This is a genomic window from Pseudomonas sp. Pdm06 (genome assembly GCF_014851795.1).
In the GTDB taxonomy this organism is placed as follows: domain Bacteria; phylum Pseudomonadota; class Gammaproteobacteria; order Pseudomonadales; family Pseudomonadaceae; genus Aquipseudomonas; species Aquipseudomonas fluorescens_AA.
In genome coordinates, this window is sequence record NZ_JACVAH010000004.1 from 126,687 (window position 1) to 148,073 (window position 21,387).

At 58.1% G+C, this 21,387-nt stretch carries 24 protein-coding genes and 4 tRNA genes; 23 read left to right on the plus strand and 5 right to left on the minus strand.

Annotated features, from left to right (window positions below):
* The first annotated feature begins 315 nt into the window (after positions 1–315).
* The 12 genes from truA (at position 316) to IB266_RS08300 (ending at position 9,686) form a co-directional block, all read left to right on the plus strand.
* Positions 316–1,140: a tRNA pseudouridine(38-40) synthase TruA gene (truA, locus tag IB266_RS08245; protein WP_018610821.1), complete on the plus strand. Its 825-nt coding sequence runs from the start codon at positions 316–318 to the stop codon at positions 1,138–1,140.
* Positions 1,141–1,203: 63 nt separating this feature from the next.
* Positions 1,204–1,827: a phosphoribosylanthranilate isomerase gene (locus tag IB266_RS08250; protein WP_192260867.1), complete on the plus strand. Its 624-nt coding sequence runs from the start codon at positions 1,204–1,206 to the stop codon at positions 1,825–1,827.
* Positions 1,828–2,092: 265 nt separating this feature from the next.
* The gene (gene accD, locus IB266_RS08255; protein WP_072407026.1) at positions 2,093–3,013 is read left to right on the plus strand and encodes an acetyl-CoA carboxylase, carboxyltransferase subunit beta; all 921 of its coding nucleotides are present in this window, start codon (positions 2,093–2,095) and stop codon (positions 3,011–3,013) included.
* Positions 3,010–4,317: a bifunctional tetrahydrofolate synthase/dihydrofolate synthase gene (folC, locus tag IB266_RS08260; protein ID WP_192260868.1), complete on the plus strand. Its 1,308-nt coding sequence runs from the start codon at positions 3,010–3,012 to the stop codon at positions 4,315–4,317. The genes accD and folC overlap by 4 nt, the downstream gene beginning before the upstream one ends.
* Positions 4,301–4,972 (plus strand): SPOR domain-containing protein, encoded by a 672-nt coding sequence (locus tag IB266_RS08265; RefSeq protein WP_192260869.1) that lies wholly within the window; start codon positions 4,301–4,303, stop codon positions 4,970–4,972. Before folC ends, IB266_RS08265 begins: the two co-directional genes overlap by 17 nt.
* 89 nt (positions 4,973–5,061) lie before the next feature.
* Positions 5,062–5,622: a CvpA family protein gene (locus IB266_RS08270; RefSeq protein ID WP_030142022.1), complete on the plus strand. Its 561-nt coding sequence runs from the start codon at positions 5,062–5,064 to the stop codon at positions 5,620–5,622.
* Between the two features lie 41 nt (positions 5,623–5,663).
* On the plus strand, positions 5,664–7,169 hold the full coding sequence (purF, locus tag IB266_RS08275) for an amidophosphoribosyltransferase (protein WP_053123453.1): 1,506 nt from the start codon (positions 5,664–5,666) through the stop codon (positions 7,167–7,169).
* 55 nt (positions 7,170–7,224) lie between these two features.
* Complete coding sequence (locus IB266_RS08280) at positions 7,225–8,436, plus strand: O-succinylhomoserine sulfhydrylase (protein WP_192260870.1); 1,212 nt, start codon at positions 7,225–7,227, stop codon at positions 8,434–8,436.
* On the plus strand, positions 8,433–9,206 hold the full coding sequence (locus IB266_RS08285) for an SDR family oxidoreductase (protein WP_060741449.1): 774 nt from the start codon (positions 8,433–8,435) through the stop codon (positions 9,204–9,206). Before IB266_RS08280 ends, IB266_RS08285 begins: the two co-directional genes overlap by 4 nt.
* Before the next feature lie 103 nt (positions 9,207–9,309).
* Positions 9,310–9,385 (plus strand) — tRNA-Val (locus IB266_RS08290).
* Positions 9,386–9,443: 58 nt separating this feature from the next.
* Positions 9,444–9,520: transfer RNA gene (locus tag IB266_RS08295), tRNA-Asp, on the plus strand.
* A gap of 89 nt (positions 9,521–9,609) precedes the next feature.
* Positions 9,610–9,686, plus strand: a tRNA-Asp gene (locus tag IB266_RS08300).
* Positions 9,687–9,875: 189 nt separating this feature from the next.
* Here IB266_RS08300 and IB266_RS08305 read toward each other — a convergent pair.
* The gene (locus tag IB266_RS08305) at positions 9,876–11,159 is read right to left on the minus strand and encodes an NAD(P)/FAD-dependent oxidoreductase (protein WP_192260871.1); all 1,284 of its coding nucleotides are present in this window, start codon (positions 11,157–11,159) and stop codon (positions 9,876–9,878) included.
* A 184-nt stretch (positions 11,160–11,343) separates the two neighbouring features.
* On the opposite strand from IB266_RS08305, the gene IB266_RS08310 reads away from it, so the two are divergent.
* The 7 genes from IB266_RS08310 to IB266_RS08340 all read left to right on the plus strand — a co-directional run bounded on the left by IB266_RS08310 (position 11,344) and on the right by IB266_RS08340 (position 15,115).
* Positions 11,344–11,420: transfer RNA gene (locus tag IB266_RS08310), tRNA-Val, on the plus strand.
* Between the two features lie 82 nt (positions 11,421–11,502).
* Positions 11,503–12,147, plus strand: coding sequence for a hypothetical protein (locus tag IB266_RS08315; RefSeq protein WP_192260872.1), 645 nt, complete (start codon positions 11,503–11,505; stop codon positions 12,145–12,147).
* A 50-nt stretch (positions 12,148–12,197) separates the two neighbouring features.
* Entirely contained in the window at positions 12,198–12,398 is a 201-nt protein-coding gene (locus IB266_RS08320; protein WP_192260873.1) for a hypothetical protein, read from the plus strand.
* 32 nt (positions 12,399–12,430) lie between these two features.
* The gene (locus tag IB266_RS08325) at positions 12,431–12,715 is read left to right on the plus strand and encodes a hypothetical protein (RefSeq protein WP_192260874.1); all 285 of its coding nucleotides are present in this window, start codon (positions 12,431–12,433) and stop codon (positions 12,713–12,715) included.
* A 246-nt stretch (positions 12,716–12,961) separates the two neighbouring features.
* Complete coding sequence (locus IB266_RS08330; protein WP_192260875.1) at positions 12,962–13,486, plus strand: hypothetical protein; 525 nt, start codon at positions 12,962–12,964, stop codon at positions 13,484–13,486.
* A 108-nt stretch (positions 13,487–13,594) separates the two neighbouring features.
* Positions 13,595–14,209 carry a hypothetical protein gene (locus IB266_RS08335; RefSeq protein ID WP_192260876.1) on the plus strand — a complete coding sequence of 205 codons (615 nt, stop codon included), beginning with the start codon at positions 13,595–13,597 and terminating at the stop codon, positions 14,207–14,209.
* Between the two features lie 33 nt (positions 14,210–14,242).
* Positions 14,243–15,115, plus strand: a complete 873-nt coding sequence (locus IB266_RS08340; RefSeq protein ID WP_192260877.1) for a hypothetical protein — start codon at positions 14,243–14,245, stop codon at positions 15,113–15,115.
* A 264-nt stretch (positions 15,116–15,379) separates the two neighbouring features.
* Here the strand turns inward: IB266_RS08340 and IB266_RS08345 are convergent, their stop codons facing one another.
* Together IB266_RS08345 and IB266_RS08350 are read right to left on the minus strand one after the other, a co-directional pair.
* A complete protein-coding gene (locus IB266_RS08345; RefSeq protein ID WP_192260878.1) occupies positions 15,380–15,943 on the minus strand; it encodes a hypothetical protein in 564 nt (187 codons plus the stop codon).
* Between the two features lie 97 nt (positions 15,944–16,040).
* Positions 16,041–16,379 carry a YceK/YidQ family lipoprotein gene (locus tag IB266_RS08350; RefSeq protein ID WP_192260879.1) on the minus strand — a complete coding sequence of 113 codons (339 nt, stop codon included), beginning with the start codon at positions 16,377–16,379 and terminating at the stop codon, positions 16,041–16,043.
* Between the two features lie 540 nt (positions 16,380–16,919).
* Between IB266_RS08350 and IB266_RS08355 the strand changes: the two genes are divergently transcribed.
* From IB266_RS08355 to IB266_RS08365, 3 genes are all read left to right on the plus strand, one after another.
* Positions 16,920–17,801 (plus strand): hypothetical protein, encoded by an 882-nt coding sequence (locus tag IB266_RS08355; RefSeq protein WP_192260880.1) that lies wholly within the window; start codon positions 16,920–16,922, stop codon positions 17,799–17,801.
* A gap of 177 nt (positions 17,802–17,978) precedes the next feature.
* The gene (locus IB266_RS08360) at positions 17,979–18,185 is read left to right on the plus strand and encodes a hypothetical protein (RefSeq protein ID WP_192260881.1); all 207 of its coding nucleotides are present in this window, start codon (positions 17,979–17,981) and stop codon (positions 18,183–18,185) included.
* A 289-nt stretch (positions 18,186–18,474) separates the two neighbouring features.
* Entirely contained in the window at positions 18,475–18,687 is a 213-nt protein-coding gene (locus IB266_RS08365; RefSeq protein WP_192260882.1) for a hypothetical protein, read from the plus strand.
* Between the two features lie 148 nt (positions 18,688–18,835).
* On the opposite strand, the gene IB266_RS08370 is transcribed toward IB266_RS08365, so the two are convergent.
* Positions 18,836–19,720 (minus strand): LysR substrate-binding domain-containing protein, encoded by an 885-nt coding sequence (locus IB266_RS08370; RefSeq protein ID WP_192260883.1) that lies wholly within the window; start codon positions 19,718–19,720, stop codon positions 18,836–18,838.
* A 106-nt stretch (positions 19,721–19,826) separates the two neighbouring features.
* On the opposite strand from IB266_RS08370, the gene IB266_RS08375 reads away from it, so the two are divergent.
* Complete coding sequence (locus IB266_RS08375; RefSeq protein ID WP_192260884.1) at positions 19,827–20,276, plus strand: PACE efflux transporter; 450 nt, start codon at positions 19,827–19,829, stop codon at positions 20,274–20,276.
* 96 nt (positions 20,277–20,372) lie between these two features.
* On the opposite strand, the gene IB266_RS08380 is transcribed toward IB266_RS08375, so the two are convergent.
* The gene (locus IB266_RS08380; protein ID WP_192260885.1) at positions 20,373–21,356 is read right to left on the minus strand and encodes a hypothetical protein; all 984 of its coding nucleotides are present in this window, start codon (positions 21,354–21,356) and stop codon (positions 20,373–20,375) included.
* Positions 21,357–21,387 lie beyond the last annotated feature (31 nt).

Here is a 21,387-nt window from a genome sequence, read left to right on the forward strand (position 1 = left end):
TTGGTGTCTGGGCTGGCCTCATCGCGAGCAAGCTCGGCTCCCACAGTGATCTGCTTCCACAGGGATCTGCTCCCACAGTGATCTGCTTCCACAGTGATCTGCTTCCACAGTGATCTGCTTCCACAGGGATCTGCTCCCACAGGGATCTGGGTGCTATCCCTTGTGGGAGCCGAGCTTGCTCGCGATAGCGCTAATCGATCCAACCCAGGATCACCGGATACACTGGCATCCCGCCCAGTCGGCCTTATAATGCCCGCCTTTGCGTACTCAGCAGGCTGTAATTCCTTGGCAAACATAGACAACCCGGCCGCCGAAATGGCGGCCGACGGCTTTTTCCGGATCGCCTTGGGCGTTGAATACAAAGGCTCGCGCTACCGTGGCTGGCAGCGCCAGGCGTCCGGTGTATTGACGGTGCAGGAAACCCTCGAAAACGCACTGTCCAAAGTCGCCGACTCGCCCGTGTCGCTGCATTGCGCCGGCCGGACCGATGCCGGTGTGCATGCCTGCGGCCAGGTGGTGCATTTCGACACCCAGGTCGAACGCTCGATGAAAGCCTGGGTCATGGGCGCCAACATCAACTTGCCCCATGACGTCAGCGTCAGTTGGGCCAAGGTGATGCCGGCGCATTTCCATGCCCGCTTCAAGGCCATCGCCCGGCGTTATCGCTACGTGATCTACAACGATCAGATCCGTCCGGCGCACCTGAACGAAGAAATCACTTGGAACCACCGCCCGCTGGACGTCGAGCGCATGGCCGAGGCCGCGCAATACCTGGTCGGTGTCCACGATTTCAGCGCATTCCGTGCGGGCCAGTGTCAGGCCAAGTCGCCGATCAAGGAGCTGCATCACCTGCGCGTGACCCGGCACGGCAAGATGATTGTGCTCGACATCCGCGCCAGCGCCTTCCTGCATCACATGGTGCGCAACATTGCCGGCGTGCTGATGACCATTGGCGCCGGCGAGCGGCCGGTGGAGTGGATCAAGGAAGTGCTCGACAGTCGCGTCCGCCGTTCCGGTGGTGTCACGGCGCATCCGTTTGGCCTGTACCTGGTACAGGTCGAATATCGCGATGAATTCGAGCTGCCGGAGCGTTACATCGGGCCACATTTCCTCACCGGCTTCTCGGAACTCGACGGCTGACGCCCTCCGCAGCATTTGTTACCATCCGGGACTTTCATGGATTTGCCTGAGGTTTTAGCCACCATGCCCGTCGTTCGCAGCAAGATTTGCGGGATCACCCGCGTCGAGGACGCGTTGGCGGCGGTCGAGGCCGGGGCCGATGCCATCGGGCTGGTGTTCTACGCCAAGAGCCCGCGGGCGGTGGCGGTGCAGCAGGCGCGGGCGATCGTCCAGGCCTTGCCGCCGTTCGTGACACCCGTAGGGCTGTTCGTCAATGCCAGTCGTTGCGAGCTGGGCGAGATCCTCGATGCGGTGCCGCTGGGCTTGTTGCAGTTCCATGGCGACGAAACCCCGGCCGATTGCGAAGGCTGGCATCGTCCGTACATCAAGGCGTTGCGGGTCAAGGCCGGTGACGACATCGCCGCCGGTTGCGCAGCCTTTGCCGGTGCCAGCGGCATCTTGCTGGACACCTATGTGGAGGGCGTGCCCGGCGGTACCGGCGAAGCATTCGACTGGTCGCTGGTGCCACAAGGTCTGAGCAAGCCGATCATCCTGGCCGGTGGCCTGACGGCGGAGAACGTCGCCGCGGCCATTCGCCAGGTTCGCCCCTACGCGGTGGATGTGAGCGGCGGGGTGGAGCAGGGCAAGGGCATCAAGGACCCGGCAAAGATTCGTGCGTTCATGGCTGCTGTTCGCAACAGCCAGTAGTCAATGTGACGGCTGGCAGACTGCCGCCGTCCATACCTGCACTGTACAAAGCAGGCAGGCACCGCCTCCGGGTGGGCCGATAGCGTAGGGGCAACCGCAGTGCAGCGGTTGCCGGGATGGCTGAGGGGATTGGGCTGCACGCAGGTCATGTTTCGCGCTGACCGTGGTGGCCGTTCGACCCTCGCCGCACAATGAATTTAGCTCAAGGGCATACGCGGGGCCGCGAACCAGAGCGTTCGGGCCGCCGGTACTGGAGAAAGAAAGCATGAGCAACTGGTTGGTAGACAAACTGATCCCTTCGATCATGCGTTCCGAGGTGAAGAAAAGCTCGGTGCCTGAAGGTCTGTGGCACAAATGTCCATCCTGCGAGGCGGTGCTGTACCGTCCAGAGCTGGAAAAGACCCTGGACGTTTGCCCCAAGTGCAACCATCACATGCGCATCGGCGCGCGTGCCCGTATCGATATTTTCCTGGACGCAGAAGGCCGTGTGGAGCTGGGCGCCGACCTGGAGCCGGTGGACCGCCTGAAATTCCGCGACGGCAAGAAATACAAGGATCGCCTGACCGCTGCCCAGAAGCAGACCGGTGAAAAAGACGCCCTGGTGTCCATGAGCGGCACCTTGCTGGGCATGCCGGTGGTGGTCTCGGCCTTCGAATTCTCCTTCATGGGCGGTTCCATGGGCGCCATCGTCGGTGAGCGTTTCGTTCGCGCCGCCAACCATGCCCTGGAAAACCGTTGCCCGATGATCTGCTTCGCCGCTTCCGGCGGCGCGCGGATGCAGGAAGCGCTGATCTCCCTGATGCAAATGGCCAAGACCTCCGCGGTGCTGGCGCGTCTGCGTGAAGAAGGCATTCCGTTCATCTCGGTGCTGACCGACCCGGTCTACGGCGGTGTTTCCGCGAGCCTGGCCATGCTGGGCGACGTGATCGTCGGCGAGCCGAAAGCCCTGATCGGCTTCGCTGGCCCGCGTGTGATCGAGCAGACCGTACGTGAAAAACTGCCGGAAGGCTTCCAGCGCAGCGAGTTCCTGCTGGAGCACGGCGCCATCGACATGATCATCCATCGCCAGGAGTTGCGTCCGCGCCTGGGCAATCTGCTGGCGCAACTGATGGGCCTGCCGACGCCGACATTCGTCGCCGCACCGGTCGAGCCGATCGTGGTTCCGCCAGTGCCTGCCGGGCTATGACCCAACGCACCCTGGGCGACTGGCTTGCCTACCTCGAGCAGTTGCATCCATCGGCCATCGACATGGGGCTGGAGCGCTCGCAAACGGTAGCGTCCCGCATGGGGCTGGCCAGGCCGGCGCCCCGGGTCATCACTGTCACCGGCACCAATGGCAAAGGTTCGACCTGCGCCTTCCTGGCCTCGCTGCTGCGGGCCCAGGGGCTGAGCGTCGGTGTCTACAGCTCGCCGCACCTGCTGCGCTACAACGAGCGGGTGCAAGTGAACGGCGTCGAAGCCACTGACGCCCAGCTGTGCGAAGCCTTTGCCGCGGTGGAAGCCGGGCGAGGCGATACAACCCTCACGTATTTCGAGATGGGCACCCTCGCGGCGTTCTGGTTGTTTGCCCGTGCCGGTCTCGATGCGGTCGTGCTGGAAGTCGGCCTGGGCGGGCGGCTGGATACGGTCAACCTGGTGGACGCCGACATTGCACTGGTCACCAGCATTGGCGTGGACCATGCCGATTACCTGGGCGATACCCGTGAATCCGTGGCCTTCGAGAAGGCCGGCATCTTCCGCCAGGGCGCGCCTGCGCTGTGTGGCGATCTCAATCCTCCCCAGCCATTGCTGGACAAGGTTCGCGAACTGAGCTGCCCGTTCTTTCTGCGGGGTCGGGATTTCGACCTGGCGATGACCGAGCAGCATTGGCAATGGCGCGGCAGCGACCTGCGCGGCAATCCGGTGGAGTTGCGCGACCTGCCGCTGCTGGACCTGCCGATGGAAAACGCCGCGCTGGCGCTCCAGGCCTACTTGTTGCTGGGCTTGCCCTGGGACGCCGGGCAAATCGTCCAGGCGTTGCAGGCGACTCGTGTGGTCGGGCGCCTCGACCGCCGCCAGTTCGATTGGCAAGGCAAACGCCTGAACCTGTTGCTGGACGTCGGTCATAACCCTCATGCGGCGCAGTACCTGGCCGAGCGCCTGGCGCGGCGGCCCGTGGCAGGACGGCGCCTGGCGGTGTTCGGGCTGCTGGCCGACAAGGATCTGGATGGCGTTGTCGAGGCGTTGGATGATAGTGTCCAGCACTGGGCGGTAACGCCACTGGATTCGCCGCGCTCGCGTACGGCGGCTGAGCTGCAGGAGGCCTTGCAGCGTCACGGTGCTTCAGTGCAAGCCTGCGCCAGTGTGGCCGCCGCCCTGGAAGGGCAGTGCGCGCTGGCGACGGCCGATGATGAAATCGTGCTGTTCGGATCATTTTTTTGTGTTGCCGAGGCCCTTCAATGGTTGGCCCGGCGCTCCACGGAGGAAGCTGCAGATGGCATTGCTGGATAAAGCGTACAAGCAGCGCATGGTCGGGGCCCTGGTGTTGGTGGCCCTGGCGGTGATTTTCCTGCCGATGCTGTTTTCCCGCCAGGACGAGCAGCGCCAGGTCACGGTCGACGCGCCAGCCGCCCCCCAGGCGCCTTCGGTGCCGCCTGTGCAGGTCGAGCCGGTGGCCGTGCCCGAGCCCCAGGCGTTGCCTCAGGAGCCAGTGCCAAGCGACGAGGAACTGGCTGAGCAACCTGCTGCGCCCTCCACGCCGATTGCACCGGCGCCTGCCACGCCGGCTCCCGCCGCACCGAGCAAGCCAGCTGTCGCACCCGTGCCTGTTCCAGCGGCTCCGGCGATCAAGCCGGCCCCGAGCCAGCCGATCACCGCCGCCCCGGCCAAGCCGGACACGACCCAGAGTCGTGTGGATGCCAATGGCCTGTCGGTCAGTTGGTCGGTGCAGCTGGCCAGCCTGACCAGTCGCGAAAGTGCCGAGAACTTGCAGAAAACCTTGCGCAGCCAGGGCTACAACGCCTACATCCGTTCCGCCGACGGCAAGAATCGGGTGTTTGTCGGTCCGCTGATCGAGCGCGCCGAGGCCGACCGCCTGCGTGACCTGCTCGGTCGCCAGCAAAACCTCAAGGGGTTCGTCGTGCGCTTCCAGCCAGAGCGTGGTTGACGGCGATTTAGCTGATTTGAATCACGCAGCTTACCGACAGCCCTGGGCTCTGCTAAAATGCGCCGCCTTATCCGTCTGTAGGCTGCACCGTGCCATTTACCTGGGTTGACTGGGCGATCGTTGCGATCGTCGCCATCTCCGCATTGATCAGTCTGAGCCGCGGCTTCGTCAAGGAAGCCCTCTCGCTGCTGACCTGGATCATCGCGGGAGTCGTAGCCTGGATGTTTGGTGGTTCGCTGTCCCAGTACCTCGCCGGATACATCGAAACTCCCTCGGCCCGCGTGATCGCGGGCTGTGCCATCTTGTTTATCGCCACCTTGCTGGTTGGCGCAATGATCAATTATCTGATCGGCGAACTGATTCGCGTCACCGGGCTTTCCGGGACAGACCGGTTCCTGGGCATGGCCTTTGGCGCGGCGCGTGGCGCGTTGCTGGTGGTCGTGGCCGTCGGGCTCTTGAGCCTCGGGCCGGTGCAGCAGGATACGTGGTGGCAGGAGTCCCGGCTCGTGCCACAATTTCTATTGGTCGCAGACTGGTCCAAAAACCTGATCCTGGGTTGGAGCAGTCAGTGGCTTGCCAGCGGTATCAGCGTACCCGCTGAAATACCGTTCAAGGAACACCTCTTGCCGACGGCCAAAACGCCGCAGTGAGTGTTGTTCAGTTCAGATCCATTAAGTAGGGGTTGCGTCGCATGTGTGGCATCGTCGGTATCGTCGGTAAGTCGAACGTCAATCAGGCGCTGTATGACGCGCTAACCGTGCTCCAGCACCGCGGCCAGGACGCTGCCGGTATCGTGACCAGCCATGACGGCCGGTTATTCCTGCGCAAGGACAACGGCTTGGTGCGTGACGTGTTCCATCAGCGTCACATGCAGCGCCTGGTCGGTCACATGGGTATCGGCCACGTGCGCTACCCGACCGCGGGCAGTTCGACGTCGGCTGAGGCCCAGCCGTTCTACGTCAACTCGCCTTACGGCATCACCCTGGCGCACAACGGCAACCTGACCAATGTCGAGCAACTGGCCAAGGAGATCTACGAATCTGACTTGCGCCACGTCAACACCAGTTCCGACTCGGAAGTGATGCTCAACGTGTTTGCCCACGAGCTGGCCCAGCGCGGCAAGCTGCAGCCTACCGAAGAAGACGTGTTCGCCGCCGTGACCGACGTGCACAACCGTTGCGTGGGTGGCTACGCGGTGGTGGCGATGATCACCGGCTACGGCATCGTCGGTTTCCGCGACCCGCATGGCATCCGCCCGATCGTGTTCGGCCAGCGTCATACCGACGAAGGCGTCGAGTACATGATCGCTTCCGAAAGCGTGTCCCTGGACGTGCTGGGCTTCACCCTGATTCGCGACCTGGCCCCGGGCGAAGCGGTCTACATCACTGAAGACGGCAAGCTGCACACCCGTCAGTGCGCGACCAACCCGTCCCTGACCCCGTGCATCTTCGAACACGTCTACCTGGCGCGCCCGGACTCGATCATCGACGGTATCTCGGTCTACAAGGCGCGCCTGCGCATGGGCGAGAAACTCGCCGACAAGATCCTGCGCGAGCGTCCGGAACACGACATCGACGTGGTCATCCCGATCCCGGACACCAGCCGCACCGCCGCCCTGGAGCTGGCGAACCACCTGGGCGTCAAGTTCCGCGAAGGCTTCGTGAAGAACCGCTACATCGGCCGGACCTTCATCATGCCGGGCCAGGCCGCACGGAAAAAATCCGTACGTCAGAAGCTCAACGCCATCGAACTGGAATTCCGCGGCAAGAACGTGATGCTGGTGGACGATTCCATCGTCCGTGGCACCACCTGCAAGCAGATCATCCAGATGGCCCGTGAAGCCGGCGCCAAGAACGTGTATTTCTGCTCCGCGGCCCCGGCCGTGCGCTACCCGAACGTCTACGGCATCGACATGCCGAGTGCCCATGAGCTGATCGCTCATAACCGCACCACCCAAGACGTGGCCGACCTGATCGGCGCCGACTGGCTGATCTACCAGGACCTGCCGGACCTGATCGAAGCGGTGGGCGGCGGCAAGATCAAGATCGAACAATTCGATTGCGCGGTATTCGATGGCAAGTACGTCACCGGCGATATCGACGATGCGTACTTGAACAAGATCGAGAACGCGCGTAACGATGCGTCCAAGGCCAAGACCCAGGCGGTCAGTGCGATCATCGATCTGTACAACAACTGAGTACGAACCGGCCCCGAGGGGCCGGTTTGCGTTTAACCGATTAAGGAGTGGCAGCATGAGTCAGGATTGGGATGCCGGTCGGCTGGACAGCGACCTTGAAGGTGTAGCGTTCGATACCCTGGCGGTTCGCGCGGGTCAGCACCGGACACCGGAAGCCGAACATGGCGATCCGATGTTCTTTACCTCCAGTTACGTGTTTCGCACGGCTGCCGACGCTGCAGCGCGGTTTGCTGGCGAGGTGCCGGGCAACGTCTACTCGCGCTACACCAACCCGACCGTGCGGGCGTTCGAGGAGCGTATCGCCGCCCTGGAAGGCGCCGAGCAAGCCGTAGCGACCGCCACCGGCATGGCTGCGATCATGGCCGTAGTGATGAGCCTGTGCAGCGCCGGCGACCACGTGCTGGTGTCGCGCAGCGTCTTCGGTTCGACCATCAGCCTGTTCGAAAAGTACTTCAAGCGTTTCGGCGTGGAAGTCGATTACGTGCCCCTGGCGGACCTGTCCGGTTGGGATGCGGCAATCAAGGCCAATACCAAGCTGCTCTTCGTCGAGTCGCCTTCCAACCCTCTGGCCGAGCTGGTGGACATCGCCGCGTTGGCGGAAATCGCTCACGCCAAGGGCGCCATGCTGGTGGTCGATAACTGCTTCTGCACCCCGGCTCTGCAACAACCGCTGAAGCTGGGCGCGGACGTGGTGGTGCATTCGGCGACCAAGTTCATCGACGGCCAGGGCCGTTGCATGGGTGGCGTAGTGGCTGGTCGTGGCGAGCAGATGAAAGAGGTGGTGGGCTTCTTGCGCACCGCAGGTCCGACCCTCAGCCCGTTCAACGCCTGGATCTTCCTCAAGGGCCTGGAAACCCTCGGCCTGCGCATGAAGGCCCATTGCGCCAATGCCCAAGCCCTGGCCGAGTGGCTGGAGCAGCAGGACGGCATCGAGAAAGTGCATTACGCCGGCCTCAAGAGCCATCCGCAACATGACCTGGCCTTGCGTCAGCAACGCGGTTTCGGTGCGGTGGTGAGCTTCGAGGTCAAGGGAGGCAAGGAGGGCGCCTGGCGCTTCATTGACGCGACCCGATTGATTTCCATCACGGCCAACCTGGGTGACAGCAAAACCACTATCACCCACCCGAGCACCACGTCCCACGGGCGCCTGTCGCCTCAGGAACGCGAGTCGGCGGGGATTCGTGACAGCCTGATCCGTGTCGCGGTCGGCCTGGAAGACGTCACGGACCTGCAAGCCGACCTGGCCCGCGGGTTGGCGGCCTTGTGATTGAGCTGGCTGCGCCGCCGAGCGGCACTCATGGCCGGGTTGCACTGGTCACGGGCGCCGCGCGGGGCATTGGCCTGGGCATTGCTGCCTGGCTGATCTGTGAAGGCTGGCAGGTGGTGCTGACCGACCTGGACCGCGAGCGCGGTTCCAAGGTGGCGAAGACTTTGGGCGATCATGCCTGGTTCATCGCCATGGACGTGGCGGACGAGGCGCAGGTCGCCACCGGTATCGCCGAGGTGCTCGGGCAGTTCGGGCGGCTCGACGCGCTGGTGTGCAACGCGGCCATCGCCGACCCGCACAACATCACCCTGGAAAGCCTCGACCTGGCTTATTGGAATCGGGTCCTGGCAGTGAACCTGGGCGGGCCGATGCTGTTGGCCAAGCACTGTGCGCCGTATCTGCGTGCTCACAATGGCGCCATCGTCAACCTGGCCTCGACCCGCGCTGCGCAATCGGAACCCGACACCGAAGCCTATGCGGCGAGCAAGGGCGGCCTGCTGGCCCTGACCCATGCCCTGGCAATCAGCTTGGGACCGGAGATCCGGGTCAACGCCGTCAGCCCTGGCTGGATCGACGCGCGCGATCCCTCCCAGCGTCGTGCACAGCCGCTGACCGATGCCGATCATGCCCAGCATCCCGCGGGGAGGGTCGGTACGGTAGAGGATGTGGCGGCGATGGTGGCGTGGCTGTTGTCGCGCAATGCCGGTTTTGTCACGGGGCAGGAGTTCGTGGTGGACGGTGGCATGACCAAGAAAATGATTTATGAGTGAGGGCGGTTGCAGGTGCCGTTTGAAACTGTTTTGAAAAAACTTCAACCCTGCTATTGACTTAGCTTCGGTACCTGCGTAAATTTCGCGGCCTCAACGAAGCAAAGGGTGATTAGCTCAGCTGGGAGAGCGTCTGCCTTACAAGCAGAATGTCGGCGGTTCGATCCCGTCATCACCCACCATGTTTTACGAGAGTTTTGCGAAAGCAAAACGGAAGCTATAAAAAGCCTCCACCGACGCGCAGCGGTAGTTCAGTCGGTTAGAATACCGGCCTGTCACGCCGGGGGTCGCGGGTTCGAGTCCCGTCCGCTGCGCCATATTTTCCGAAGCAGGTTCGCCTGGTTCGAGATTGAAGCCCAAGGGTTTTGATCAGACGAGTTAACTGGACGCAAGTCCATAGCGATACGCAGCGGTAGTTCAGTCGGTTAGAATACCGGCCTGTCACGCCGGGGGTCGCGGGTTCGAGTCCCGTCCGCTGCGCCATATCTGCTTCGAGGCCCACTGAACGCCTTGAAGCTAAGAAGAAAGCTGCAAAGCTACTTCTAGTCGATAGCAAAGACCCTGGTCGAAAGACCGGGGTTTTTTGTTTTTGGCGAAATGATATTGGGCCAAGCCCGTGGCGAGGGAGCTTGCTCCCGCTGGGCTGCGAAGCAGCCCTTATTGTTGGCAGCTTCAGAACCCCAATTTATCCCGCAACCCGTAATACCAGGCACCCATCGCCGCAAACGGCGTACGCAACAACTGGCCGCCGGGGAAGGGGTAGTGCGGCAGGTCCGCAAACGCATCAAAACGCTCAGCCTGACCACGCAGCGCCTCGGCCAGGACCTTGCCCGCCAGGTGCGTGTACGTCACGCCATGGCCGCTGCAGCCCTGGGAATAATAAATGTTATCCCCCAGTCGCCCGACCTGGGGAAGACGCGAAAGTGTCAGCAGGAAATTTCCGGTCCAGGCGTAATCGATCTTCACGTCCTTAAGCTGCGGGAAGGCCTTGAGCATCTTCGGCCGAATGATCGCCTCAATGTTCGCCGGATCCCTCGCGCCATACACCACACCGCCCCCGAAGATCAGGCGCTTGTCGCCCGTCAGCCGGTAGTAATCGAGCAAGTAGTTGCAGTCTTCGACGCAATAATCCTGAGGCAGCAGGCTATGAGCCAACTCGTCGTCCAGGGGCTCGGTGGCAATCACCTGGGTGCCGCAAGGCATGGACTTGGCCGCCAGCTCCGGCACCAGATTGCCCAGGTAGGCATTGCCCGCCACGATAATGAACTTGGCCCTGACCTTGCCTTGTGGGGTATGCACAACCGGGCTGGCGCCACGCTCGATGCGCACCGCTGGCGACTGTTCATAAATCACTCCACCCAGCGATTCCACCGCAGCCGCTTCGCCCAGCGCCAGGTTGAGCGGATGAATATGCCCACCGCTCATGTCCAGCATACCGCCCACATACTCCTCGCAAGCCACCACCTCGCGAATACGCCGCTGATCCAGCAGCTCCAGCTGGGTATGACCGAAACGCTCCCATAAACGCTTCTGCGACTCGAGGTGGCCCATCTGTTTAGCGGTGAGGGCGGCGAATACACCGCCGTCCTTCAAATCACACTGAATCTGATACTTCGCCACCCGCTCGCGAATGATCCGCCCACCCTCAAACGCCATATTGCCCAGCAACTGCGCCTGCTGAGGACCGACGCTGCGCTCGATTACATCAATGTCGCGGCTATAACTGTTAACGATCTGCCCGCCGTTACGACCCGAAGCCCCAAAGCCCACCTTCGCCGCCTCAAGGACCGTGACCTTGAAACCGTTCTCCAGCAAAAACAGCGCAGAGGACAGGCCGGTGTAACCAGCACCGATCACGCAAACATCCGTCTCGACGTCATCCTGCAGGGCAGGGCGCGGAGGAACCGGGTTGGCCGACGCGGCGTAATAAGACTCTGGATACGGTGTGTTCGCCATTCTGGAACCTCTGTTTTATATTTTTTACGAATGCAGCGATCCTACCCGAGATAAAAATCGGCCGCCAGCCACCCCTTGAATCTTCGTCGTATTGGTGAAATTAAATATTTTGCATATTCATAGGGTTAGGTGAAAAAAAGGTATTGACACCCCTTTGGAATTCCGTAGAATGCCGCCTCACAGCAGGCACGTAGCTCAGTTGGTTAGAGCACCACCTTGACATGGTGGGGGTCGTTGGTTCGAGTCCAATCGCGCCTACCAAACAAAATCCGCTCTGCTGGGCGGTCTAGAAGGGGTTACCGGAAACGGTAGCCCCTTTTTGCTTTCACATAAGGACATGGTCATGCGGGTTGTCACTTCCGTAACTTTTCTTTCTATAGCACTTGCTGGTTGTGCTGGAATACCTTCAATTCCATACGAAGAGCCTACTCAATCGGAAGGGATAGCGCGTGTTCGCGTTATCACGAACTCCGATGTGTATGGAGATAGCATCGTCGGCAGTTGTGCTCCTGCTACCCGGCATAAGATGGCTGAAGCCGGACGTTTTGGGCAGGACGGCACGGCGAGCATCAACTATCCGCAGTATCCCCTGAAGTCGGCGAGCATTGGCATACCGAAAAGAGTTTGGCCCAGTCTTATCCAGTACACCCCTGCAATTCGGATGGGGGAAGGGGCTTACAAAGAGGTCGTAACCGAGTATCGCGTCAGAACGGATCTGCCATTCCAAATTGCAACCCGGGGTGCAACTATCGCGGGCAGTGGCAGCTCTTACCGGTCCTGTGATGGTCATGCGCTCGTTTACAAGCTGGAACCAGGAAAAGACTACGAAGCTGTGGTAGGGGTGGATAGCAGGCCAAGCAAAGATGGCGAGCAAGCGCTTACTTGCATGTTGGCGGTTCTCGAAGTTACCACTTTGCCTGGTACTTCGATTGTGATTCCCCAAAAGTTGACGCCTGCTGCGCCTCCGCAGGTGGTCTGCAAGAACTAACAAGCACAGCTCGCCATTGACCGGATTTTGCCTCTAATCAGAAGAGCCGCATGACGAAACAGTCAGCAGACTCCAAAACGGCAACTGCGGCTGATATCGAGAGATCGATCCTGGCCCTCAATAAAATGGCTGAACGTCTTTGTGGGGATGGTCGTGAAGCTGAAGCAAAAGCGCTTCTAGACGCCTTGGATGCGTTAAATCGCGCGCTCGATTGCATCAGGGGCGGGGAGAGCCGCAGGGTTCTTCATTGAAGCGAGCCCGCTACCTAAGATAAGGATGTCTCATGTACAAAATGGCAATGACGTTTTTGGCAGCGGTCACACTGGCTGGCTGCGCCTACCAGAAATCCCAATACGTTCTCGATGTCGAAAATGCACCCATTCCAACCGAACCGGCAGCAGTGGCCACTGAGTGCGCGCGCATTTACAGTGAAATCGACCGAAACAACCAAGCCATGGCTCGCAGCTACCAAGACGGCAGCTTCACCATGAAAGCTCAGCACGAAAAGGACGTACGTAACGAGGCGCTGTCTATCAGGCGATTCAAGATTGGTTGCCCTCAGCGTTGATAGATGGGGCCTGCTGTGCTTAGGAGGTGTCGATGGGGTTGCTCGATTTCTTATCCGCGCTTCTTGACGGGCTCGGTAATATCCAGCCATATGAAAGACCTCGCAGGGTTTTCACAAGAAGATTCGTTGCTTTCTGCGTGTTGGTCGCTGTGTTCGAGTTAGTAGCACTGAACGAGTTCTATAGCGTTCGTGGATAAGGCTGGTGAGTGAATGGCTGCGTGCCCAGGCCGCGATAGAAGATTACGGATGACATCACTAGGCTCCAACGAGGTTTTCATCATCCGGTCGAAGATCGGCATCGGTCGTTTGCTCTTTGTCCCACTGCTTCGCCAGACACCCTGGGGCATCACGGCAGTCTTTTGTATCAGCTTATCGACCGGGCTGTCGTTACCTGGGAGGCAATGGCCGGGCATCATCCTCGCAAGCCTTGTTGTGATGTGGTGGTTATATCAACTGGGCAGAGATATCAGCGCGCGTGCTTCACTGATTGTGCGATCGTCTGGTGTGGCTTTCCTCGGATGGTATCGGCTAACGAAACGTACACCGCTGCGAATAGTGCTCAAGCCCGACGGCCACGCTGCTGTTTTTCGCTCGTCCTACAGCAATTACATCGAGTATGAAAACGGGCGCTTGTTAATCGCTCGCCGTGTCGTCGGAAAAAAAGTCAATCAACAGAAACAGCTCGCCTGTGAGCTCGCCGCGTTTCTGGGCGTATTTGCATACGTCGATGATGGCTCTGGACGACTGAAGAGGTTAGCCGGCCAACGGTGAGGTTCCCAGCGCAACCAAGCAAGCGAAGCCCTGCTCAAGGCACGTACCTACGCATTGTGGGCCAAGTCTTGAGTGATAACCTGCGAGCTCTTCTATAAGGATGCAGTTATGAAAAGCTGTTCGAGGACGCTCGGAGCAAATCTCGCTAACAGTATAGTGATCCCCGCCGCTTGGGTATCGGGGCTTGCGACGATAGGACTCTTGTGGGGCGTGGTACGGTTTTGGCCCGATCAGTTTACAGTCGAAGGACGTCAGCTCTTCGTGGCTTCCTGTTCTATTTTTTGCCTCGCCATAGGGTACTTGATATGGCGCAAGAGACGAGCAAATGCACTTGTCGCATCCATCAACCTGAAAGAAGGTCTGAGCCTTGACGATACTCAGCTGCTCGGCTATCCAAGCCCCCTGTTTTTTGTCTTTGACCTTTCCAACAAGAAACTCGCTCAATGCCAAAGCGTCACCGGCAACTATCAAATTCGAGACTTCACGTGGGTAACAGGCTGGCAGTTTGAGTGGCTACGGATTGACAGCCGGGTGTCGGGTGGGGTTATGCAAGTAGTCGATGGGGCAGGCATGAGTGTTCCAGTCGACGAGCTTCGGCGTAGATTCATAAAATTCTCACTGGTTTTGACGGTTGCCGATACAAGTCATCCTCCCTTCCGTTTTCCAATGAACCGGAGCGCAGCTGAAGGGTGGTGTACCCGGTGCAATGTGCTTTTCAAGTGATAACACGAAGCGAATGGGCAACTGGGAGCGCTAATGCCGTACAACTATACGAACGGCCGCTACCTGGTCTTCAAAGGCAATGGCAGCGATGGGGCACCCTTGGGTCGGATTCACCAGGACGGAAAAGTTCGAAATCTCCTGGGTGAGCCGCTGTACTACATAGACATGGACGAACATGCGTTCTGTTCGGTCGATTTTATCTTTCAGGGCAATATACAAAAATGTCGCGGCACGTTTTGTGTGCTCAGCGACAAAACGCTTTTCACATTTTCCGAGATGAAGGTTAAGCCACTGGGAAACGAGACCGAGGAGCAGGCGCTTCACAGGGAGTTCAAAAGGAGGGCGCTAAGTTTGGCAGGGCAGATCGTCCAGGCGAAAAATGAGATGGTGCAGGCACGCTTGGATATGACCTGGTCCAATTTAAACCCTTTGCGCCGTTTCCGTGCCTTCTTCACTGGCCGAGCCAGCAGGGAGCGAGCATCGCTAGGGTGGCGTTACAGTGGGTTGGATCATGAGTTCAAATCGAAGGCTTTCCCCATCCCCTCATCGTCACTCGCGGCAATGGTCTTGCGGGCTGTGGATGCAAGGGAAGCGCGTGCAGACCACGACTATGAGACGGTCCGATTACACGTGAACTCAAATCGCGGTCTGTCCCCAGCTTTCTGGTTTCCGCCGATTGAGGTGGGTTGTATAGCGGCACTTACAGCAAGTCCTCGTCGTAGCTCACGCTGGGAAAGCATCCAATCAATTTATACCCCGCGTTTTTGCCCGGACACTCGCCAAATTGGTCGGAACTTATATGAAAAAAGTAGTTTTGGCACTCTCGCTGGTCACACTGGTAGCCTGTATGCCTTATCAATCAGTGACCTCGCCAGATCCAAACTGGATGCGTCTGGGGGGAGATGAGCCTGAAGGTTATCCAAGGACGTTTGTTGAGAACCTGAGCGGCAATTGCGCTCTGGTTACCGAGTCGTGGTCTGATGGAAGAATCAATGGCCGTCTTCTGTGGACCAAGAAGCAATCTCGAAAGGCCGTTACTTGTCCATAAGTGTCTGTATAAGGGGGAAGGGGACAGGTTTTTTCTGCGTTGGACACTTTGAGCCAGGTACGCTCAGGACGATTAATTGCCTACAAGAAACAGTCTTCTATTCAGGAGACGTCGGATGCCCCCTAACGTTGTTGCTGGCACTGTTCGGACCCGGGGCCGGATATGGACAGGCCGATGCTGATGGGGTCGACATCACGTCTGCCTACGGTCAATACCGCTTCCTGAGCACCTTCCAGACTCGCGCCTTTGGACACCAACCACTGGGATACCAGAACCCGCTCCCGCTCGTCATCCACCTTCTGGTCGATGGTTACCGAGGGCGTTCCATAGCGTTGGATGAGGAGCTCGTTCAATTCCTTGAAGCGGGCGAGAATGGCTGAGTCCTGCGCATCTCCCTGCATTTCTACCGCAGTGTAGATTTCGCACAACCCTGTTCCTTCGCCAAACTTGAGCGATAGCTCATCAAACCCGGCAATAGGTCTCGGCGGATGTTCGACCAACATTATGTTGCGCTGATTGTTACTGCCTAGCACCTTGGTGACTGCTCGAGCCTGCTCGGTGGTCATGCCCATCTGCAAGCCAAACGGCCCATTGTAGACCTCCGGCGGCTTTTGTTTGCAGCCGCCCGCGCCAATTGCGAGGAGTGCTAGCAGAGGCAAAGCTAGATCTAGATTATGTTTTCTCACACGGACACCTGTTTTCCATGGTGGTCACGCTGATCGGCTGAATCTCTGTCGAATCTTCAGGCCGTAACAACCCGAATGCGATATCTGTCAAGGACAGCTATTCAACACTCGCCTTTTTGATATCCCCGTGCTTGCTTTGTAAGTAAATCGTGTAGGGCAAAACAAGCGTGTCGGCAAGCCCAGACAGTCCCATATCCAGCGCAATTAGCGATGCAGAGGGATGTCCGTCGAAGCCGGTGCTTTGACGAGGTGCAGCATCGAGCGTGCAGTAGTCAAAAACGGCACCGCTATAGATTCTTGGTACCGAGTCACAGTGCGAGTTCCAGCGGGCCAGCTTGTTGCTTGCGATGATGTCGTCGCGGAAGGTGGTATTGATGGTTCCACAGCCCGAAACTGACGTGGCTACGAGAAGCGCCCAAGCGGTTCTGAAATTCATCAGATTGGCTCCTTGCCAAAAAATCGAAGATTAGCCGAAGCCGCGACATTGCGCTTACCGGCATTTGCTCGGCAAGGCGGCTGATGGCAAGACTACCACGACCTACGAGCGCACTCGCCCTATCGATCTACCGCAGACCATCTGCGGCAGGCTCATGCGGCGCAGGCGTATCACTCCGAACTAGAACAACAAATCGTTGACCCGCTTCACCGAGATCATCGACGCATTAAGGTGTGCAGCTTATCGTCCATCTGTCGCCCAAGTGGCGATTCGGGTTTGTCGACTCGATTGAATGAAACGCAGAAGCTCCTGCTACACTGCGGAGCTTTTTTGCAGCCGCAGACTGCTTTATGGCAGCTGTGTGCGGAAGACTTTCGAGTCTGCCGGTTCGCTTTCATTCCCGGTTCGCCAACCCGAGCACAGCTGCCATCCATTCGTATGGCGACGTTTGATTGGTAGTCCCTATCAATTGAATGAAGGTACTGCTCATGACCCAAACGAGTGGCCCAGTATTCGTGCGGGAACCTAAAGGATAGTTTTATGTACGGACTGGTCATTACCGCTTTACTTGTAGCATTGGTTTTTATGAGTGGGGTTGCATTTTATTTTTTTCAAATGTCGAGTGGAAAGGGTTCAAGGGGGGAGCCTCAACCATTCAATCAGTTTTTACTTGGCGTGTTAGCGGCGGCGTTTGCGTTGCTAATTGTGTTTCTGTTTTATTTGTTCGTCGATAGGGAATTTGAAATAGCAAAGAATATGGGGCAGGTTGGTGATTTTGTTGGCGGTCTGACAAATCCGGTCCTGAGCTTTTTAGCTTTGCTTGTGTTGCTCAGGACTACGCTTATACAGACTACTGAGGCGAGAAAAACTACAAATTTCATGCAGTCTCAGCAGAAAATTTTGGAAATGGAAAGGTTTGATAGTACTTTTTTCCAACTGGTTGATCGATTGGATCAGTATTGTGACTCTCATCTGCGGGTGATGGGAGGGAGTGATAAAGGCGTTGCGGTTGGTCTTAAGTTTTCTGATGTGGTTGTATCGCGTAGGCATGAGTTTGATCAATTGCCCGGGTTTGATCAGTATGTTGCCGCAAGGCAACTGGCTAATGATTCCGTTAGAAATGATACATGTGTCGGTTTTTCTTATCGAGCCATTAGGGTTGTTGCTTATGTCGATAATTCAACAATGGATGTTGATGTCAAAAAAACTTATATGGGGATATTGAGAGATACCATGCTTCCGGATGAAAGAATTATTTTGGCTACACTTGCTTTTTTCTACAGTGATGGCGATCGGGAGCTGATTCGGAAGTGGGATGTAGACTCATTGTTGAGTGATTATTATATTTGCAAAATCGTTGCTGATTATTATCAAGGCTCAGAAGAAATCCGGGCATGGGTTGTTCAGAATAAAGAAAGCTAGGGGAAATCACATGATGAGGCGGGATGATTCAGATGAGCCCGGAGTCGTGTTCCGCTCCTCAGTTTTCTCTCCAGCGCCAAGATACAGGAGCGGCGGGCTTGGTCTTCAAGTCTGTGTTTCGGTGGTGAAATATCCGCATTGAAGCTGATGGACCCCGCCCTGAGGAGGGATTAATCAATGCCAAAAACAGAGAAGCATGCGGAAAGCAAAACAGCGACCGCTGCTGACATTGAGCGCTCTATCCAAGCATTGAACAAAATGGCTGAACGCCTCTGGGGGGATGGTCGGGAGGCTGAGGCGAAAGCCTTGCTCGATGCCTTGGATGCTTTAAACAGGGCGCTCGACAGGATCAGGATTGGGGAGAGCCGCAGGGTTCTTCATTAATGCTTGATGGGAAATCGGGGTGTCCACGATATGAAGCGGGCCGATTACACGGGGCACAAATCGTGGTCTGTCCCCGGCTTCATACAGTGGTTACATCCGGTGCAAGTTGTCTCGATGATCATCAAGCGATTCCTGCCCAATGAGTCGAGACCTCCGCAAGCAGTGAGCATCGCCTCGCAATGAATTTACCGGCGGTCCGACCCTTTGGAATTACTGCCGCCCGGGGGACTCCATTCCTCGAGGAATGTGTATTCCTCGATTGCGGTGAGCACCGCCCGAGGTAAATGGAATGACGTCGTTCGAAGAATTCAGGGCCACATCCCATGAGCTTCTCAAAGAGCTGGATGCCGCAACGATAAAAATGATGATGCTGGTTTCTGCTAAGGAGGTATCCGGTCCTTTTTGGGAGGATGCTGCCCAGCGGCATCATAACGCTGTGGATGCTTGGCATTCGTTTCTCAATATCCCTACGGATTTCGCGGCGGATCCGCCTCTTTCTTAGATGAACCCGAAATTGTGGTCTGCCATCTACTTTCCGGAGAACCGCTCAGGTGCCATGCAGCGCCGAGCCTCCTGTCATCCGAGACGCAGATACCTGAACCAGACAGGGCACATATTGGTTGATTCAGTGTTGTTCAAGAACACCTGATTCAACCAATCCTCCGCCCCAGCAACCACTCACTAAAAGCCCGCACCTCCACTTGCCGCTCCCGCCCCGGCACGCACACCACGGTATACCGCGCACCCGCCAAGCGAACCTCAGGGCGATAATCAACCAGCTCACCACGCGCAACAGCCTCAGCAACCAGCACATTGCTGGCGAGCACCAGCCCGTGCCCGGCGATCGCTGCCTGCAGTGCATGCTGTTCCTCGTCATAACGCCGCAAGCGCGCGTTCTCCAGCCAACCCAGGGTGCCGGCCTTGGTGCACCATGCAGGCCAGTCGACTGCGACGTTTGCGCTGCTCAGCCACGGCACGTCGATCAGTTCGACGGGCGAGCCCGCTGCGGGTGGTTGCCAACCGGGTCGGCAATAAACGCCAAAGTGTTCATCCAATAAAGGCTGTTCGAACAGCTGTGGGTCCGGCTTGAACAGGGCGCGGATCGCCAGGTCGATGCTGGCATCTCGTCGCAGGTCCACCACGTCGTTGCTGCTGTGCAGCCTGACGTCGATCTGCGGGTGCAACCGATGAAAGTCCCCGAGCCGAGGTATCAGCCACAGGCTGGCGAACGCTGGCGTTGTGCTCACCACCAGGGACTGCGCGGCACACGTTGGCGACAGTATCTGCAGGCCTTGCTGGATATCGAGCAGGGCGCGGTGCATGTAAGGGTGAAGGCGCTCGCCGTCGGCGCTCAGGCGCACGTTTTGGCTGGAGCGATCGAACAGGCGCACGCCAAGGAAGGCTTCAAGGCTTTTGACTTGGTGGGAGATCGCCGCCGGGCTGACGTTCAGTTCCTGAGCCGCGGCCTTGAAGCTGCCCAGCCGTGCGGCGGACTCGAAGCCGCGCAAGGCGGTGAGGGGCAGTTTGGCGAACATGGGCGGGTAGGTTACTCAGGTTGAGCGTGGCTCAATTTAGCTCAATTGCGCGCGGGTGCTCAACTTGCCAGGCTGTGGTCTCCCATTCCACCCCAGGAGCCCACCGATGCAAGGCACGCCCCGTAAAATCCTCCAGGCCATCCTCTACGAAGCCGGCGGTGTGTTGTTCGTGGCCCCGGCGCTCGCGCTGACCTACGAACAAGGGATGGGGTATTCAACCCTGCTGTCGCTGGTGATTTCTGCCGTTGCGCTGGCCTGGAACATGCTTTTCAACGGCCTGTTCGAGTGGTGGGAACGTCGCCAGCGCAGCCGCCATCGCACCTGGCTGCGACGACTGCTCCATTCCCTGGGATTCGAAGGCGGCTTGACGTTGATCCTGACTCCGGTGATTGGCGCATGGTTGGGCATCAGCCTGTGGCTGGCGCTGGTGACCAACCTGGGGTTGTTCGTGTTTTTCTTTTTTTACGCGCTGGTTTTTCAATGGGTGTTCGATCGAGTGTTCGATGTTCCGCTTTCGGCGCAGCCCGCAGCCAATGCCATGACTGGGCAGGACTGATTTATTATCTTGGATGATTAACGCTAACCTGGAAAGCCGGGGGCAAAGCGGAGCCCCCGAGGGGCTTGCATCAATCTATGCCTTTTTCTCAAGTGTTCAGAACTGCGCGTTGGGCCCCGCTGTTTGAAGTATGGATTTGCAATATGAAACGATGACCCTCTCGGCTTCATTCAGCGGGCGTCCGCCTTTGGAAATGACACGTCCGTCGGGGAGTTGGGACCATGAGTCACTTTCGCCCAGATTCATGTTTCGTTTGGCATATTCGTTCAAGCGCTCCAGGCACATATAGGGGAGGTCGTTGGTTGTCAGGACGGCTGTAATGATTTTTTGAGTGGCATCAGCCGTTATCTGGGACGTACCGTTTGCCGGAGTTCCAATTGCCCCCGACGTTTTACCACTGACTGAATTGTTTTTGTTTTCATCGATGGCCTTTTTGAGCTCTGCTTCTTTTCCAGCTAATTCAGCTACCTTCGCGTTGGCTGCGTCAGAAGGTGTGTCGGTCATCACTTTTTTCGCTGTCGCCAGTTCACTCTGAACGGCCGTCAATTCTTGCCGCTGGGCCGCTAATCCCGCGACTGATGCGCTGCCGGAGGACGATAGGTATACAGCCGGGGCAATGGCTCCCTGGTTAAGTTCTTCCACGGCTGCCAATGCCACCGAGTAACGCTGGAGCCTTGCCAGGAAAAAATTATATTGTGCATCATCAAGGGTGTCGTTCATGCGCGCTTCGCAGAGTCGATAAAATTCATCTCTGAAGAGCTGAATGTTCTTTGACCTGACGCCAATGTAGGCTGCCGAAGTTTGTACCGCGGCCGCTAATTCCGCCTTGGCCCTGTCGCTCAGCGTGCCGGAGGCAGCGAGTTGGGCCGCATAGGCTTGCATTGCATCCGGGCTGGGTTCCGCACAAATGGTGTCGTTACCGCTTACGATCGCTCTCTGGTTAATGTCTATGAATACGGATTTTTGTCTCTCTTGGGCGGTTTGAGGTAGCTGGAAGTCATGAGTCCTGTAGATGCTGTTCCAATTTGCATTGCAAGCAGTTAAGAGTAATGCAGTTATTATCAATAGTATTGTTTTCATCTGCTGCTCCTTTGCATTGTTTTTTTGCGTC